Source organism: Aliihoeflea sp. PC F10.4, assembly GCF_054612275.1.
On sequence record NZ_JBTSWH010000001.1, the window covers coordinates 2,355,775 to 2,371,461 of the forward strand.

General features: G+C 61.1%; 13 protein-coding genes and 1 pseudogene. 8 read left to right on the forward strand and 6 right to left on the reverse strand.

What is annotated here, in order from left to right:
* Positions 1 to 71 precede the first annotated feature (71 nt).
* The 6 genes and pseudogenes from ACX82Z_RS12015 to ACX82Z_RS12040 all read right to left on the reverse strand — a co-directional run bounded on the left by ACX82Z_RS12015 (position 72) and on the right by ACX82Z_RS12040 (position 9,431).
* A complete protein-coding gene (locus tag ACX82Z_RS12015; RefSeq protein WP_459589044.1) occupies positions 72 to 539 on the reverse strand; it encodes a DUF4189 domain-containing protein in 468 nt (155 codons plus the stop codon).
* The gene (locus tag ACX82Z_RS12020) at positions 536 to 1,315 is read right to left on the reverse strand and encodes a hypothetical protein (protein ID WP_459589045.1); all 780 of its coding nucleotides are present in this window, start codon (positions 1,313 to 1,315) and stop codon (positions 536 to 538) included. Before ACX82Z_RS12020 ends, ACX82Z_RS12015 begins: the two co-directional genes overlap by 4 nt.
* Positions 1,316 to 1,357: 42 nt before the next feature.
* Positions 1,358 to 1,945: an invasion associated locus B family protein gene (locus tag ACX82Z_RS12025; protein WP_459589047.1), complete on the reverse strand. Its 588-nt coding sequence runs from the start codon at positions 1,943 to 1,945 to the stop codon at positions 1,358 to 1,360.
* Between the two features lie 2 nt (positions 1,946 to 1,947).
* The gene (locus tag ACX82Z_RS12030) at positions 1,948 to 7,332 is read right to left on the reverse strand and encodes a YadA-like family protein (RefSeq protein WP_459911717.1); all 5,385 of its coding nucleotides are present in this window, start codon (positions 7,330 to 7,332) and stop codon (positions 1,948 to 1,950) included.
* A gap of 51 nt (positions 7,333 to 7,383) precedes the next feature.
* Positions 7,384 to 8,133, reverse strand: a pseudogene (locus ACX82Z_RS12035) (hypothetical protein); the annotation flags it as partial.
* Between the two features lie 269 nt (positions 8,134 to 8,402).
* Entirely contained in the window at positions 8,403 to 9,431 is a 1,029-nt protein-coding gene (locus ACX82Z_RS12040) for a helix-turn-helix domain-containing protein (RefSeq protein WP_459589048.1), read from the reverse strand.
* Positions 9,432 to 9,923: 492 nt separating this feature from the next.
* Here ACX82Z_RS12040 and ACX82Z_RS12045 point away from each other — a divergent pair, with 492 nt between their 5' ends.
* The 8 genes from ACX82Z_RS12045 to ACX82Z_RS12080 all read left to right on the forward strand — a co-directional run bounded on the left by ACX82Z_RS12045 (position 9,924) and on the right by ACX82Z_RS12080 (position 15,679).
* Positions 9,924 to 11,099 carry an ABC transporter substrate-binding protein gene (locus tag ACX82Z_RS12045; RefSeq protein WP_459589050.1) on the forward strand — a complete coding sequence of 392 codons (1,176 nt, stop codon included), beginning with the start codon at positions 9,924 to 9,926 and terminating at the stop codon, positions 11,097 to 11,099.
* Positions 11,100 to 11,144: 45 nt separating this feature from the next.
* Positions 11,145 to 11,996, forward strand: coding sequence for a branched-chain amino acid ABC transporter permease (locus ACX82Z_RS12050; RefSeq protein ID WP_459911719.1), 852 nt, complete (start codon positions 11,145 to 11,147; stop codon positions 11,994 to 11,996).
* Positions 11,997 to 12,001: 5 nt separating this feature from the next.
* Positions 12,002 to 12,988 carry a branched-chain amino acid ABC transporter permease gene (locus ACX82Z_RS12055; RefSeq protein ID WP_459589052.1) on the forward strand — a complete coding sequence of 329 codons (987 nt, stop codon included), beginning with the start codon at positions 12,002 to 12,004 and terminating at the stop codon, positions 12,986 to 12,988.
* Positions 12,988 to 13,752, forward strand: a complete 765-nt coding sequence (locus ACX82Z_RS12060) for an ABC transporter ATP-binding protein (RefSeq protein WP_459589054.1) — start codon at positions 12,988 to 12,990, stop codon at positions 13,750 to 13,752. Before ACX82Z_RS12055 ends, ACX82Z_RS12060 begins: the two co-directional genes overlap by 1 nt.
* Positions 13,745 to 14,464 (forward strand): ABC transporter ATP-binding protein, encoded by a 720-nt coding sequence (locus ACX82Z_RS12065; RefSeq protein WP_459589056.1) that lies wholly within the window; start codon positions 13,745 to 13,747, stop codon positions 14,462 to 14,464. Before ACX82Z_RS12060 ends, ACX82Z_RS12065 begins: the two co-directional genes overlap by 8 nt.
* A gap of 17 nt (positions 14,465 to 14,481) precedes the next feature.
* Positions 14,482 to 14,874 carry a hypothetical protein gene (locus ACX82Z_RS12070; protein ID WP_459589058.1) on the forward strand — a complete coding sequence of 131 codons (393 nt, stop codon included), beginning with the start codon at positions 14,482 to 14,484 and terminating at the stop codon, positions 14,872 to 14,874.
* 232 nt (positions 14,875 to 15,106) lie between these two features.
* Positions 15,107 to 15,316, forward strand: a complete 210-nt coding sequence (locus tag ACX82Z_RS12075) for a cold-shock protein (protein WP_459589060.1) — start codon at positions 15,107 to 15,109, stop codon at positions 15,314 to 15,316.
* A gap of 114 nt (positions 15,317 to 15,430) precedes the next feature.
* Complete coding sequence (locus ACX82Z_RS12080) at positions 15,431 to 15,679, forward strand: hypothetical protein (protein WP_459589062.1); 249 nt, start codon at positions 15,431 to 15,433, stop codon at positions 15,677 to 15,679.
* The last annotated feature ends 8 nt before the right edge of the window (positions 15,680 to 15,687 follow it).

The following is a 15,687-nucleotide window of genomic DNA, read 5'->3' on the forward strand; positions in this document are numbered from 1 at the left end:
TCCCGACAGCGCCGCCGCAAACCTTGGTGTCAACAAGCCAATGCCCCTGTTTACTGCTTCGTGTTTCTTTTTCATGTGCAAACCCACTCGCGAATTTTGCAGGACCCGCCGCTCGCCTCGCATGCCTCGAGCGCGGCGTCTTCGGCCTCACGGCGTGTCCGAGCAGACTTCGCGGACCATGGCGTCATAAGTGTTGCGGATTTTTCCCCCACCGCCAAAGCTCCGCACGGATGGTATGGAAATCCACTTTGGTCGTCATCATCCCAGTGACGGTGATTGCGAAACGTGGAAACCACCTCGCAATTTTCGCCGCCGTCATTTTCGCAATGATCCATCGCGCTCCGCTCCGCTTCCTCGCGCTGGTCGGCACCCCAGAAGAACCCATATCGGGACTTCGGTTCCGAATAGGCGATGGCGGCCCATATTCCGGACTGCTCTATAGCGGGTGGCGCCGTCGGCACGCCGACTGGATCGGCTGCCATTGAAGGGCCGACGAGCAGGCAACCGAGAGCAACCAGAGCCGTTCTGACCGTGTTCATTCCTGCCCCTCCCGATTGTTGCCTTGATCGACGCCCGAAACGACTGAAACAACCGCGCAGCCGTTGCCGATGGGAAGCAGAAGCGCTTGGCCGCCGGTCGAGAGCCGATATGCACCAACCTGCCCCAGATCGCTCAATGGCGTGCTTCCCTCGGGAAGAATGTTCGGTATTTCGCTGCAAGGTGCTTGGAACGATGCGACGCGAACCATTGCTCCATTACAGCCGGCTCCATTTGGACTGGCGAAAACGTAACCTGCGGCCGGGCCGGCATAATGCTCGCTTTGATAGTCGAGGCCGACGATGCCCTCGATCGCATTTGCGTCGGGATTGCTCTCATTCCAGAACGACTGGATGCCGTAGCTCGACCCTCCGGTCAGACTGTCTCCCAGAGCTGCATACAGAGCCGAGCAGGTCTGAATACCGGATTGCTCGATGTGCTGTTCGAACGGATTGGTTGAAAGCCTGCTCGTCGTGCCTCGCGATGCCGACGCATCCGAGATGCTCGGTGAGTTCATGCCCTCGCTCTGGGCGACTCCCGTTTCGACCTCACCGTCTTGCGCAAGTTCGTCCGGGCGCTCAGGCGGAGCGATCGTCTGCGCTTCCTGCGCGCTTGTCGATCCGGCGCCGAAGAGGTTGCTCGCAATCGTGACCAACTCACCGTGGTAGATACCCGCGCCGATGCCTACCGCAAGCCCGAGCGTGCCGATCGCAAGAAGGCCGGAACGCCCTCCACGCGATGCACGATGGTTGCGGGACGTGTCTTCGGAGTTTGTCATCGTTTTATCTTCGTGCGTCATTTTCAGTCTCTGGGAACGAGGTCATTCGATTGCTTCGAGCGCGGATGCGAGCCCGGCAAGGGTCGCGTTGAAGGTCACGTCGTCGCCATTGCGCGTCGGGTAGGAGATCGTCGGGGAGGACCCGTTCTGGATCTGCCCGCGCATGATGGGGCCGACCGGCAGCATCCCGACGCAGACGACCTGATTGCACCCGTCGAAATAGACATCGACGGGTTCGGCGCGGCCTTCGAATTTCAGCGAGATGAAGCCTTCGCTGTCAGCAACCGGCGATGTGCGCAAAAGCATGTATGGATCGCCTTCGGTCGTGACCGCCAGTGCCCAGCTGAAGACGAGCGTTCCGTCTCGATCCGATATAGTCTGCCTGACATTGCAAACGGTCGACTGCGCCGCGAGATTGTCGTCGCATATGAGCGTCCAATCGCCGAAAGGACGGATCGTCCTTTGAAACTGCCCGATTTCGACGCCCTGCGGAACCCTGACGTCGGACGGGGTAACCGTGTATGGCGGCCCGGCCAATTCCTGTGACCCAAGGCTTGCCGGCGTTACGAAGCTCATGACGACGCACAGAGCGATCCTGCGCGTCAGCATGGTTACGTTGAGGGACGGCATCACTAATTGAGCGTGAAGCTGAGACCGGCACCGACGCCCCAGTCGCCTCCAGCAGTGGTACCGCTCAAATTGGTACGAAACCGTCCGTTCTCGCTTGTGTAGCCTGCGCCGAATGCGAACGCGCCCTCGCCCTGCCACAGCCCGCCGCCGAGCGCGACGCTCGCCTTGCCCGGCCGGTCGTCATATCGCAGGGACGCTGCCGCGATGCCGATGGCCGCGGCCTGACGAGCCTCTCGCCGAATGCCGCCGATGTCCTGATTAAGCTGGTCGAAGCGCTGGTCCGTATACGCATTGGCTTGATTCAAGGTCGTTTCTGCAACTCGGTCGGTATAGGCGTTCGACGTTTCTATGGCGAAATCGACGCGTGTGTCTGTGTAGGTTCTTGCATCGGTCAACCCTTCGTCGAGCTGCGCAACGTTGACGGCATCGGTTTCGCGCACACCCCGGCCGACATTCGAAATCTGCACGGCCGCGTCCGGGTCGCCTCCCTGCAGGGTGATGCTGTTGGCGCGGCTGCCATCCGCGTTCGTGTCGTACAGCACGGCGTTCTGGGCGGTGCCACCGACATTCCCGAGTTCGGTCGCCAGTTCTTCAAGCGCCACGTTTGTTGCGTGAAGCTGGGAGCCGTTGATAGCATCCGTGCTGTCGGCCGAAACCCGGCCGGCGGCAAGGTTCGTGATCGTGCGTTCCGATCCCGAAGCGCCGACACTGACCGTGCCGACCGGAGTGGTTCCGGCGAAGTCGTAGCTAGAACCGAGAATGGTGGTGCCCGAGGTGCCTACCGCTTCCGTGGTAGCGGAGCCCGCTCCCAAAGCCACGTCGTTGGCGTTGTTCGCTTGTGCGCCCTGCCCCAGTGCCACCGCTCCGGTGCCGCCGGCGGCAGCTCCGTTGCCGGCGGCAAAGCTGTTTTCGCCGTTGGCGACGGCTTCCGGCCCGATCGCCACGCTGTTCAACCCGTTCGCCGACGCATCGGCAAGCGACGAGTTGGCACGGAAATACGTGATGCCGCCGCCGGTGCTGATGTCGTTCAGCTGGTTGTTGATATTGGTCAGGCTCTGATCGACCGCGGTAAAGCCACCGCCGACGCTGTTATAGGTGTTTCCCTGGATCACATAGGTCGGGGCGCTCACCGTACCATCGGGATTGACCGTCGAGTCACCGCCAAGATTATCGGCGATGCTCTGCGACAGCGCCGCGATCTGCGACCCGTTCACCGCATCGGAAGACCCGGCGTTGATCGCGCCATCCGCGAGGTTGGTAATCGTCGTGCCATCCGCTCCGGCAAGCGTGATGGTGTCACGCGGATCGCCTGGCGCGCCGTCATAGGTCACGGCACGGTCGGCGAGGTCTTCCAATCCCTCATCCACGGCGCGCAACTGCGAGACATTGACAGCATCGGTATCGGCCGACCCTGCCGCGACATTGGTCAATTGACGCTCTTGCCCGGCTCGGCCGAACGAGACTTCACCGACTGAGCTTTGCGGATCGTCAAGACCATAGGCCGAATAACCAGATTGTGGCCCCCTTTCCGTGGTCGCATTCGAACCCAGCGCAAGGCTTGCAACCTGCGTTGCGCTTGCACCTGCGCCGATTGCGATGGCTTCCCCGGCATTGGCGACGGCGTTGGAACCGAAGGCCATCGCCTCCGCACCCTGGATTTGCGCAAGATGGCCGATAGCGATCCCGCCTGGCGCATTCTGATTGACGATGGCGCCGTTGCCGATGCCGATGCCGTTGTCGGCATTGACGACCGTGTTCGGACCGACCGCGATCGAACGCAAACCCCCGGCAACCGAATCCGCGTCGGGATCGAGAGGGTCTTCACCTGGGTTGGCATGGAAGTACATCGTGCTCGTTGCGGAAACCGCGCCGATGGAGTTTGCGAGCTGGCGTAATGTCACCGCGTCCTGCTGCTGGGTGCCATCCGCCATATTGGTGATCTGACGGAGTGTTCCATCTTCCGAGTTGCCGAGCGAAACGGCACCGAGAAGCGTCGCATCCGTGGTATTGAACGTGACAAGACCGCCGGCAAGTTCCCCCTGTTCGCCCACGATCGCGCGATCCGAGACGGCGCCGCTGCCCAGCGCCACGCCCGTATCGATGAGCGAGCGGCTGTCGCGGCCGATGGCAACGCTGTCGCCCGCCTCCGCGACAGCGTTGTGGCCGAGCGCCGTCGAACCGACGCCTTGCGCATAGGCATCGATCTCGTCGAGGCCCTCTTCGTTGGTGCGGGCATAGCGGATGCCACGCCCGTTGATTGTGACGTAAGTGTCGGAGGTGTCGCCGGCCACGTCGTTGATCGTCTCGTCCAGTTCCGTGATGTCCTCGGCGTTCTGGTCGATCTGTTCTTCGGCGAGGTTCAACTGGCTGACATTGACCGCGTCGGTCGCCGCCACACCGGCGGCGACATTCGCTATGACGCTGCCACCGGCATCGATGCCTGTGCTCGTGACGCTCGGGCCGCTCGCGATGGTCATGCCGTCTGCACCGATCGTCGTCGTGTTCGTACCGTCGGCAATCGTAAGGCCAGCGTTCGAAAGTACCGAATTGCCTGCCGTCACCGTATCGACGGCGATATCGTCGGCCAGATCGAACGAGACATCATTGCTGCCGGCGTCCTTGGATACGACGATGTTGCCGTCGGCGTTGGCGAGATCGATGCTGTCATTGGGGCCGACATTGGTGGCATTGGCACCTTGAGCCGTCAGGCTGAACCCGGCCATCGCGCTCGCATCGATGGCATCTAGAGCGTCTTGAATGGTGGTGTAGCTCGTGCCTCCGACGCTGAGGTCGGCAATGATCGTCTGCGTTACCGGATTATAAGTCGTATTGCCGCCAAACGAGTCCGCCATCGAATTGCCGAGCGTGGTCAACTGGCTGACATTGACTGCATCCGTGCCCGCGACACCGCCCGCCACGCCTGCAATCCGACCCGTTCCGCCATCATTGATGATGACATCACCGAACTGCGGCTGGTCGGACATTTCGAGGTTGATGATGCCCGCACTGTCGACCGTAGTGGACAGGTTTTGCCCGGAATACGGGCCAGGGCGCGACGCCGCACCCTGTATGGTCAGCGTGTCGCCGAGCAGGCGATCCGAGGAGCCGGAATTGCCGGCGAAGCTGATCGGCGTGTTGGCCACACCACCCACCAGATCGTTGACCTGACCGAGATTTGCAGCGTCGGTCGGCGCGGTGCCGTCTGCAACGTTGGTGATCGGCGCATTGCCCGCGTCGATCCCGCCTGCTGTCACGCTCGGACCACCGATGATGGTCAGGCCGTCATTGTTGATCGTGGTGTTTCCGGCGGTGACCGAATCCACGGCGATGTCGTCGGCCAGATCGAACGTCACGTCGTTGCCCGCCGCATCCTTCGACACGACGATGTTGCCGTCCGTATTGGCCAGATCGACGCTGTCGCCCGGCGCGACGTTCGAGCCGTTCGCGCCCTGGGCGCTGAGGTTCCAGCCGGCATTCGCAGCATCGGCAACGGCATCGAGTTGGTCCCTGTTCACCGCATCGGTGCCCGCAACACCGGCTGCGACGCCCGCGATCCGACCCGTTCCGCCATCATTGATAATGACGTCGCCGAATTGCGGCTGATCGGACATTTCGAGGTTGACGATCCCCGCACTGTCGACCGTGGTCGACAGGTTCTGCCCGGAATACGGCCCGGGACGTGACGCCGCACCCTGTATGGTCAGCGTGTCGCCGAGCAGGCGATCCGAGGAGCCGGAATTGCCGGCGAAGGTGATCGGCGTGTTGGCCACACCGCCCACCAGATCGTTGACCTGACCGAGATTAGCGGCGTCGGTCGGCGCGGTGCCGGCGGCGACATTGGTGATCGGCGCACCGCCCGCATCGATGCCGCCTGCTGTCACGCTCGGACCACCGATGATGGTCAGGCCGTCATTGTTGATCGTGGTGTTTCCGGCCGTAACCGAATCCACGGCGATGTCGTCGGCCAGATCGAACGTCACGTCGTTGCCCGCCGCATCCTTCGACACGACGATGTTGCCGTCCGTATTGGCCAGATCGACGCTGTCGCCCGGCGCGACGTTCGAGCCGTTCGCGCCTTGGGCAGTAAGGTTCCAGCCGGCATTCGCAGCATCGGCAACGGCGTCGAGTTGGTCCCTGTTCACCGCGTCCGTACCAGCGACACCGGCCGCAACACCGGCGATCCGACCCGTTCCGCCAGCATTGATGATGACGTCGCCGAACTGCGGCTGGTCGGACATTTCGAGGTTGATAATGCCCGCACTGTCGACCGTGGTGGACAGGTTCTGCCCGGAATACGGGCCAGGGCGCGACGCTGCGCCCTGGATGATCAGCGTGTCGCCGAGAAGGCGATCCGAGGAGCCGGAATTGCCGGCGAAGGTGATCGGCGTGTTGACCCGATCGTCGAGCGCGGTAACAGCATCCCCGACATTCGTTACGGATAAGGTGGTGCCGTCGCTCTGGCCGATCACATAGGTCGGGCCGGTATAGGCACCCGTCGCCGCATCGATCTGCGCACCACCGCCCAGCGAATCCACGATGTTCTGTCCCATCGCGTCGAGCTGGGATACATTCACGGCGTCGGTTGCTGCCGAACCTGCCGAAAGGTTCTGGATGCGCCGTTGCGCCGTCTCGCTTCCGATGGAAACCGCCGAAGCCGGTGCCGCCGTGCCGGTCCCGTAACCAATCCCGGTCGGTGCGTTGGCCATAGATCCTGCACCGAGAGCGATGCCACCGGCATGATCGACCGTCGCCGTTCGCCCGATCGCGATCGCATCCTCCTCCATCGCGCTGGCAGCGAACCCGATCGCGATTGCCGAGGTGCCCGCTTCGGCCTGCCGCCCGAACGCCAAAGCGTCCACAGCGTTCGCCTGCGACCGCGTACCGAGCGCCACGGCGAACTGGCCCTCGGCGCTGGCCAAATAGGCCCCGGCAAACGAGTTGTTAGCTGCCCTGGCTCCCGGGCCGACAGCCGTGCCACCACTGGCAAGCGAGGAGGCATCCGAGCCGATCGCGACGCTACTACTTCCAACCGCCGACGCATTCGGGCCGATCGCCACTGAGATACGGCCCGATGCCACCGCCCCTCCCGTACCGTCGAACCCACCGATGGAGCCGCCCAGAGCAACCGACCCGACCCCGGATGCTTGGGCGCTCTGCCCCACAGCCACGGCGCCGTCTGCCGTGGATGTCGTCTGCCGCCCGATCGCGATAGAGGTTTGTCCGGTTGCGGTCGTGCTGTTGCCCAGCGTGATCGCACCATCGCCGGAAGCAAGGCTCACACCGATATCCCGGCTTCCGATGGCGATCGCATTGGCCGCTGTTGTCCGCGCGCCAGCACCCAGTGCGGTACTGTTGGCCACGGCAGATGCGTTGTAACCCACAGCCATGCCGCCATCGGTCTGTCCTGGAGCATTGGCTCCGGAAGACGCGCCACGGCCAATGGCGATCCCGTTCGCGGCCGAAGCAACCGCCCCGTGCCCGATTGCGACGGAACTGGTTCCAAGTGCCTGGGACTGTCGGCCAAAGGCGGACGATGAAACTCCTGCCGAATTCGCGAGGTTGCCAACAGCGGTACTGAAATTCCCTGCCGCGGCCGAATTGGCGCCGCCTGAGAAGCTGAACTCACCTGCCGCATTGGCGTTGTGGCCGATCCCCGTAGCGTAAATGTTCGTGGCTTTTGCCATGTGGCCGATGGCGGTGGAGCCGATAGCGGTGGCATTTGAAACCACACCCAGTGCCAGGGCCTGGTTTGCTTGCGCCCGGGCGGTATCGCCAATCGCAATCGCCCCGTTTTGTGCGCCAGTGCTGGCTGTCGGATCGGCATTGGCCGCGTTGCCGATCGCTATACTGTTATAATATGCAATTGGCGCAGTTCCGCCATTTATCCCGATCGCGATTGAACGGCTTTCATTGGCAACGCCACCGCCTGCGCTATAGGTCTGCGCCGATGCACCCGTTACGGTTGCCAAGGGAAGTGCAAGCCCAAGCGCGAGCGAACTCGATGTTGCGACCCCACAAAAGCCGATTCCCAAGCGCTTGCGACCCATTCCAAGTGACATGTGGGCTTTGCGAAGCACGGCCATGAGACGACGCCGGACATTGCGGCGATCATCTGTAAAGCGAAGCCAGTTCTCCACGAAGTTCCGTCGCGATGATGGGTGGTTCGACCGTATAGCCGTGCTGTTCATATGCGTGCCCCCGTTAGATCTAGCGAAAGCTGCCGCCAACAGTTCGCCAGGTCAGAAATTCATGCTTCGCAGCGATCGCCTCTCAACAAACACCACGGCACCCCCAAATATCCGGAACAAGCGAGCTTTTTGTCGAAACAACACAAAGCAACTCATCCAAGCACATTCACGCATAATGAAACTCTGAAATCTCCTCCATTTGTGACAATCTTTGTCCTAGAAATAACCAATTCCCGCCAACGACGGAGCTTCCGATCAACATGCTCCGCTCATCTTGGCGAATTGGCTTTTCGATAGGCCGCGGGAGCGACCCCAAGCATTTGCTTGAAGACCCTTGAAAAATGCGTCTGGTTTGCAAATCCGCATTCGTCGGCGATAACGGAAATCGGTGCGCTGATCTGGGCGAGCATGCGCTGGGCGTGCTCGACACGCAGCTTGAGAACATACTGGTAGGGAGTTTGTCCGAAAGCTCGCTTAAAAGCCCTTTGAAATTGAACCGGCGACATTGCCATTTCACGCGCCATTTGCTCGATCGATAACGGTCCACCGATATTGGACTCGATATGCTCGCGAAGGGCGTTCATCTTTCTACGGTCGAACGGCGTTCGATAGCCGGAATTCTGCCTTGGCACATCGCAGTCGGAGTGGTGATGGACCAGGTGCACCGCCAGCGATCGTGTCAGTTGCTCGGCGTAAAGCGAACTCAAAGGGCCTCGATGCAGAGATGCATCAAGCAGGGCACGAGCGCTATACTCGATAAAGGGATCCTTGGCGTTGAAAACGGGCAGGAGATCCGTTGCCGTCGAACCCTTTATGGAAAAATCCTCGACGACTTGATCGATGATCCTAGAGTGTATGTATATTAATAGCGTTTCCGAAGAACTCTCCAGCGTTCCTTCAAATTCCCTACCTTTTGGAATTATCGCAAACGCACCTGGCGTGATCTCACCGCTGCCGGACCAGTTCGCCGTCTGAAGAGAGCCAGCGGCGCTGCTGTCGAATACCAGACCAATCATCGGGTGAGGCACTGCCGAATAATGGCCCTGATAAGGCTTTTCCGACTGGCGTGACAAATACGCAAAGTCCCACAGCGCATTTTCACTGGTATGATGAACAGTGCTATGTCCATCAAACGCTAATTGATGAGTTTCAGAACGCTTAAATGATGTATTATTATATGATTTTTCTTGATTTATATTCATTGATGACTTCAAATCGCCCCCTAACGATAAAAATTTGCGAATCCGCCTGATATTTCCTTTCAAAACGATGGCGACATTAAGAAGATAGGCCATCATCGATGGCGCATCGATGCCCGACTGCAGGATCGGGGGGAGTTCGTCCTCACCCTGAATTCAGGCCAAGCGCTCGCTGCCAGTTGCCCGCCGTCGCGTTCGCACTCGCCATTTTTACGATCCTCGTCGCTGGTGCGGACAAGGATTACCGTATCGATACAGTTTCTTCGAATAGCATTTAGGCTGACAAGCTATGCCGCGCCTTTATAGCACACGCCTCGTGCAATCCCCCGAAGGCAGGAATGGTGGCGTCCGCCGACACTAGTAACTGAAATCTCGATGTCAGCGCGGTACGAAAGTATACATTCTAAAGACGCATGCCCGTCATCCGCTCAATCTGAATCTCTGAAATCAGGACGTTTATTGATCAGCACCCTCTTGCGGATGGCAAAACCATGTATACACTTTGATCCTGGAGGAACTGCCCTGCGAAGCGTGATTGCGTATCCTGCGTCGCCGTGGCAACAAGGCCGAAAGGCAACGGGAGGAATTCGCATGTTCACACGAGCAGCTTCAATCGCAATTCTGGGACTCGGCACCGCCTTGTCCACCGGCGCATATGCGCAGGAAACGGTCAAGATCGGCGTCATCCTGCCCTATTCGGGCCCGTTCGCCGACGCCGCCAACCAGCTTCAGGCAGGCATCGATCTTTACATCGCCAAGCATGGCGATGAAGTCGCAGGCAAGAAGATCGAGATCGTGCGCCGCGATACGGGCGGCCCGGCGCCCGACGTCGCCCAGCGCATGGCGCAGGAACTCGTGGTGCGTGAAGGCGTCGACATCCTCGCCGGCTTCGCTCTGACGCCCGAAGCCCTCGGCGCGGCTCCCATCGCGCAGGAAGCGCAAAAGCTGATGGTCGTGATGAATGCGGCGACCTCGATGGTCACCGAGCAGTCCGACTACATCGTGCGCACCTCGCTCACCATCCCGCAGGTGAACTACGCCTTCGGCCAGTGGGCTTACGAAAGTGGCGTCCGCCAAGCCTATACGCTCGTCTCCGACTACGGCCCCGGCCACGACGCGGAAAGCTCATTCGCCAAGGGCTTCACGGAAGCAGGCGGCGAGATCATCGGCGCGGACCGTACACCGGTCGCCAATCCCGACTTCTCGGCTTACGTGCAGCGCGTGCGCGATGCAAACCCCGAAGCCGTCTACATCTTCGTTCCCGGTGGTGCGCAGCCGGCGGCAATCGGCAAGGCGCTTTCCGACCGCGGCCTGACGCCGCCCGACACGAAAATTTTCGCGCAGGGTGAACTCACCCACCCCGAAGCTTTGCAAGGCATGGGCGAGACGGCACGCGGCATCATTACGACCTTCCACTACACGCTCGAGCGCGACGATCCGCTCAACAACGAATATGTCGAGGGTTATGAAGCCGCCAATAATGGCCGCGAGCCCGACCTCTTTTCGATCGGCGGCTATGACGGCATGCACCTGATCTACGAGGCGCTGAAGGCGACCGATGGCGATGCGTCGGGCGACGCGCTCGTCGAAGCTGCCAAGGGCATGTCGTGGGAAAGCCCACGCGGGCCGATGTCGATCGATCCCGAAACGCGTGACGTGATCCAGACCGTCTATATCCGTGAAGTTCAGGAGGTGGACGGCGAATTGCAGAACGTCATCATCGAGGAAATCCCGGACGTAAAAGACCCGCTGCACGGCGCGAACTGAAACTGACGGCCGAGCAGGAGTGAGAACCGGATCGTGATCAACCAGATCGTTATCGTCCTGTTCGACGGTTTCGCCTTCGGGATGCTATTGTTCGTCCTGTCGGTGGGCCTGTCGGTCACGCTCGGATTGATGAATTTCATCAATCTGGCGCATGGCGCATTCGGCATGTTGGGCGGCTATATCGCCGTCCTGACCATGCGCCAGCTCGGCCTGCCCTTCCTGCTCGCGCTGCCGGCCGCCTTCCTTGCGGCTGCGCTCGTCTCGGTGGTCTTCGAACGCACGCTGTTTCGCAGGCTCTACAAGGCCGGCGAACTCAACCAGGTGCTGTTCACCATTGGTCTGGTGTTCGTGGCCGCCGCGCTCGCCACCTATTTCTTCGGCACGGTGCAGCAGGTCATTCCCCTGCCGTCGTGGCTGCGCGGCTCGGTCGAATTTGCCGGCATGCGCTTCGGCGTCTACCGCATCTTCATCATTCTGGTCGCACTTGCCGTCACCGCAATCCTCGTCTTCGGACTGGAGCGCACCCGGCTCGGCGCGCAAATCCGCGCTTCGGTCGACAACCAGCGCGTGGCGCAGGGTCTCGGCATGAATGTCGAGCGCACGTTTGCGATCACCTTCGCGCTCGGCAGCGGGCTCGCCGGCCTCGGCGGTGCGCTGGCCATCGAGATCGTCGGTCTCGATCCGTCCTTCGGGTTTCACTACCTCGTTTATGTGCTGATCGTGGTGTCGGTTGGCGGGCTCGGTTCTATCACCGGCTCGTTCGTCGGCGCGGCCCTGCTCGGCATCGGAGACGTCGCCGGCAAGTACTATTTCCCGCATCTGGGATCGTTCCAGATCTACCTGCTTCTCGTGGCGATCCTGCTGGTGCGCCCGCGCGGCATCTTCGGCAAACGGTGATCGCCATGACCGCTGCAACCCCGACGCTCAACGATCCGCATGTCTGGCTGAAACGGCAAAGCCGCTGGTCGCCGTTCGAAATCCTCTTCTGGCTGGCCGCGCTGATCCCGTTCTTCTTCTTCCCGACCTATCTGACGCTCGCAAGCCAGGTGGCCATCGTGGCGCTCTTCGCCATCTCGGTTGATCTGGTGCTCGGCTATGCCGGCATCGTCACGCTCGGCCATGCCATGTTCTTCGGCCTCGGCGCCTATGCGGCCGGCATCATCAGCGTTTATGGCTGGGGCGAACCAATCACCGGGCTCATCTTCGCGGGCGCGTTTGCTGGTTTGGTCGGCTTCATCGCCTCCTTCCTGATCGTACGGGTCCAGCATCTGGCGCTCATCATGGTGACGCTCGGGCTCGGCTTTCTAACGCTCGAACTGGCAAATTCGATGTCGTGGCTGACGGGCGGCGCGGATGGTCTGCGCGGTGTCAGCACCTGGCCGATCTTCAACCAGTTCCGCTTCGACCTTTGGGGCTATACGGCCTACTCCTATTCGCTGATCGCGCTTTTCGTCGGCTTTTTGATCTCGCGGCGGATCGTGAATTCGTCCTTCGGCCTGTCGCTGCGCGGCATTCGCGAAAACGTCACCCGCATGCCGGCCATCGGCTCCGACTACAAGTTCCATCTACGCAAGGTCTATACGATCTCGGCCGCGATGGCGGGCGTCGCCGGCGCTCTGCTCACGCAAACCACCAACACGGTCGCGTTGGATTCGCTCTCCTTCCAGCGCTCGGCCGATGTGGTCGTCATGCTGATCCTCGGCGGTACGGGCCGACTTTACGGCGCGATCCTCGGCGCAATCATCTTCCTCGTCGCGCGCGACCAGCTTTCGGGCGTCAACCCGCAATACTGGTATTTCTGGATCGGCATGCTCCTGATGGTCGTCGTCCTGTTCATGCCGAAAGGCATATTGGGCTTCCTTACCCGCATTGCAGGCAGGAACGGCTGATGGCTGATCCCGAATTCGCCTTGCGCACGGAAGCGCTCAAAAAAAGCTTCGGCAAGCTGGAGGTCGCGCGCGACATCTCCATTTCGCTGCCGCGCGGCTGCCGCTACGCGCTGATCGGCCCGAACGGTGCTGGCAAGACCACGCTGATCAACCTGATCAACGGCCAGTTGAAGCCTGACTCCGGTCGCATCATGCTGGAAGGCGAAGACATCACGCGACTGCCGTCGGCCGATCGGGTTCGGCGCGGGTTGACGCGCACGTTTCAGATCAACCAGTTGTTTCCGGACCTGACGCCGATCGAATCCGCCACGCTCGCCGTCATCGAGCGCGAGGGTAAGTCAGGGCAGTTCTGGCGAAGCCTGCACTCCCATACCGAAGCGATCGACGAAGCCTTCGCGATTCTGAAGCAACTCGGCCTTGCCGATGTGGCGACCCGCGAAACCCGCACGCTCGCCTATGGCCAGCAGCGCCTGCTCGAAATCGCACTGGCGCTGGCGACGCGTCCGAAGGTTCTGCTTCTGGACGAACCGGCAGCCGGCGTCCCTAAGGATGAGAGCGCGGCATTGTTCGAGGTTATCGCCGCGTTGCCGTCCGATATCTCGGTGCTGTTCATCGAGCACGACATGGACATCGTGTTCCGCTTTGCCACGCGCATCATCGTTCTGGTCGCCGGCGGCATCCTCGTCGAGGCGGAGCCGGACGCGGTGCGCAACGATCCGCGCGTGCGCGAGGTTTATCTCGGACAGGCGGCGCATCATGGCTGAACCTCTTCTCGAATTCCGCGACGTTCGTGCCGGCTACGGCGATGCCGTAGTCCTCGACGGCATCTCGCTTGCCCTGCCCGCGAATGGCAGCCTTGCCCTGCTCGGGCGCAACGGCGTCGGCAAGACGACTTTGCTTTTGACGGCAATGGGCTTCGTGCGGCTGATACGCGGCTCGATCTTCCTCGGCGGTCAGGATATATCGAAGCTTGCCCCACACAAGCGCGCGCGGCTTGGTCTCGGCTGGGTGCCGCAGGAGCGCGACATCTTCCCCTCGCTTTCTGTCGAGGAAAACCTCACCGTCGCTGCACGGCCCGGCCGCTGGGATCTCGGAGCCATCTATGGCCTCTTCCCGCGCCTGAAGGAACGGCGCGCCAATATGGGCAATCAGCTTTCCGGCGGCGAGCAGCAGATGCTGACCATCGCGCGCACGCTGATGACCAATCCGTCCGTCCTGCTTCTCGACGAACCGCTCGAAGGTCTTGCCCCCATCATCGTGGAGGAACTGACGGCAGCGGTGCGGAAAATGGCGCAGGATGAAGGTATCGCTCTCGTCCTCGTCGAACAGCACGCGCAGGTCGCGCTTGGACTGACGAGCGATGCCGTCATCATCGAGCGCGGCGAGATCACCCATCGCGCGCCGTCCGTCGATCTTTTGAACGACAGCGCGACGCTTGACCGCTATCTCGGCCTGAAGCTCGGCCAGACGGGCTGACGCCCGACGGAACTTCGATGAACCGCAAGCAGTCCGCATCGTCCATCCCGGCCGCCTGGCTGAAGCCCCTTCCCGAGGGCTACCAGATTCCGCTCTGGCGCTGGCTCCTGATCCCCGCGACCGCTCTCATGCTCAAGCGCGACGGCGGCGCATGGATCGGCGGAACGCTAACTCTTACTGATGGAAATCTGCATTTCATCCAGTCGAAGGCGATCAAGACGAAAGCACCGGTACTGGAGGAATGGTCGGTTCCGCTCAGTGAAATCACCGATCTGACGGTCGCGCCCGGTTTCGCCTCCGAAAAGTTGCGCGTGGCACATTCGGGCGGAATGCACACGCTGATGACGGCCCGGTCGGACGCATTCGTCGCGGAACTGCGCAGTACTCTGAGCGGGCACGGAACGGGCTGAGAAAACGAACCGCGGCCACTCGCATTCCATCGTCTCCATGCCGATTCCATCCATGGCTTGTCCTGAAGGCGCTCACGGCCTATATTGGGCCTATCGATCTTGCTTGTCGGACTTTGTTTTTGGCGCGAATGCGCGCTCGGCGATCTTCCTCTTTCAAAATCGAACTCAACCGCCTTTGGCGGACCCTGCGCTCCGGCGCGCATTTATAAGTTACCTTTGAAAGGAAATCGCCATGACGACCGGCGTTGTAAAATTCTTCAATACGACCAAGGGCTTTGGTTTCATTCAGCCGGATACCGGCGGTGCGGACGTATTCGTCCATATCTCGGCAGTCGAGCGTTCGGGCATGTCCACGTTGAACGAAGGCCAGAAGGTCAGCTTCGACGTCGTGAAGGACAACCGCAGCGGCAAGAGCGCGGCTGAGAATCTTCAGTCCGCTTAAAGAGAATTGCGCTTCTGGTCGTTGACCACGGATGTACTGGCATGATCATCGAGGCGTATAGGAGAGGTCGGGTTCGCCCGGCCTTTTTGCTTTTCTGAACCGAGGGATAGCATCATGAGCACCATCACCGAGCAAAGCGCAGTCACCGCAACGCCGTCCAAGGCTTCGGCGAAGGCCGAGTTGACGGATCAGGTGTCGCGCGCGATCATCGACGAGGAAGCCGCGCGACGTATCGCCAAGACGGAAAAGCTGCGGCTGGCGCGGCTCGAACACGAGGCCAAGCAGGCAGCGGAAGCGGAACCGCCGGCGAAAAAGCCGCGCCAGACGAAGACAGCGCCGAAACGCGCGAAATCATCCGCCTGACGTGAATT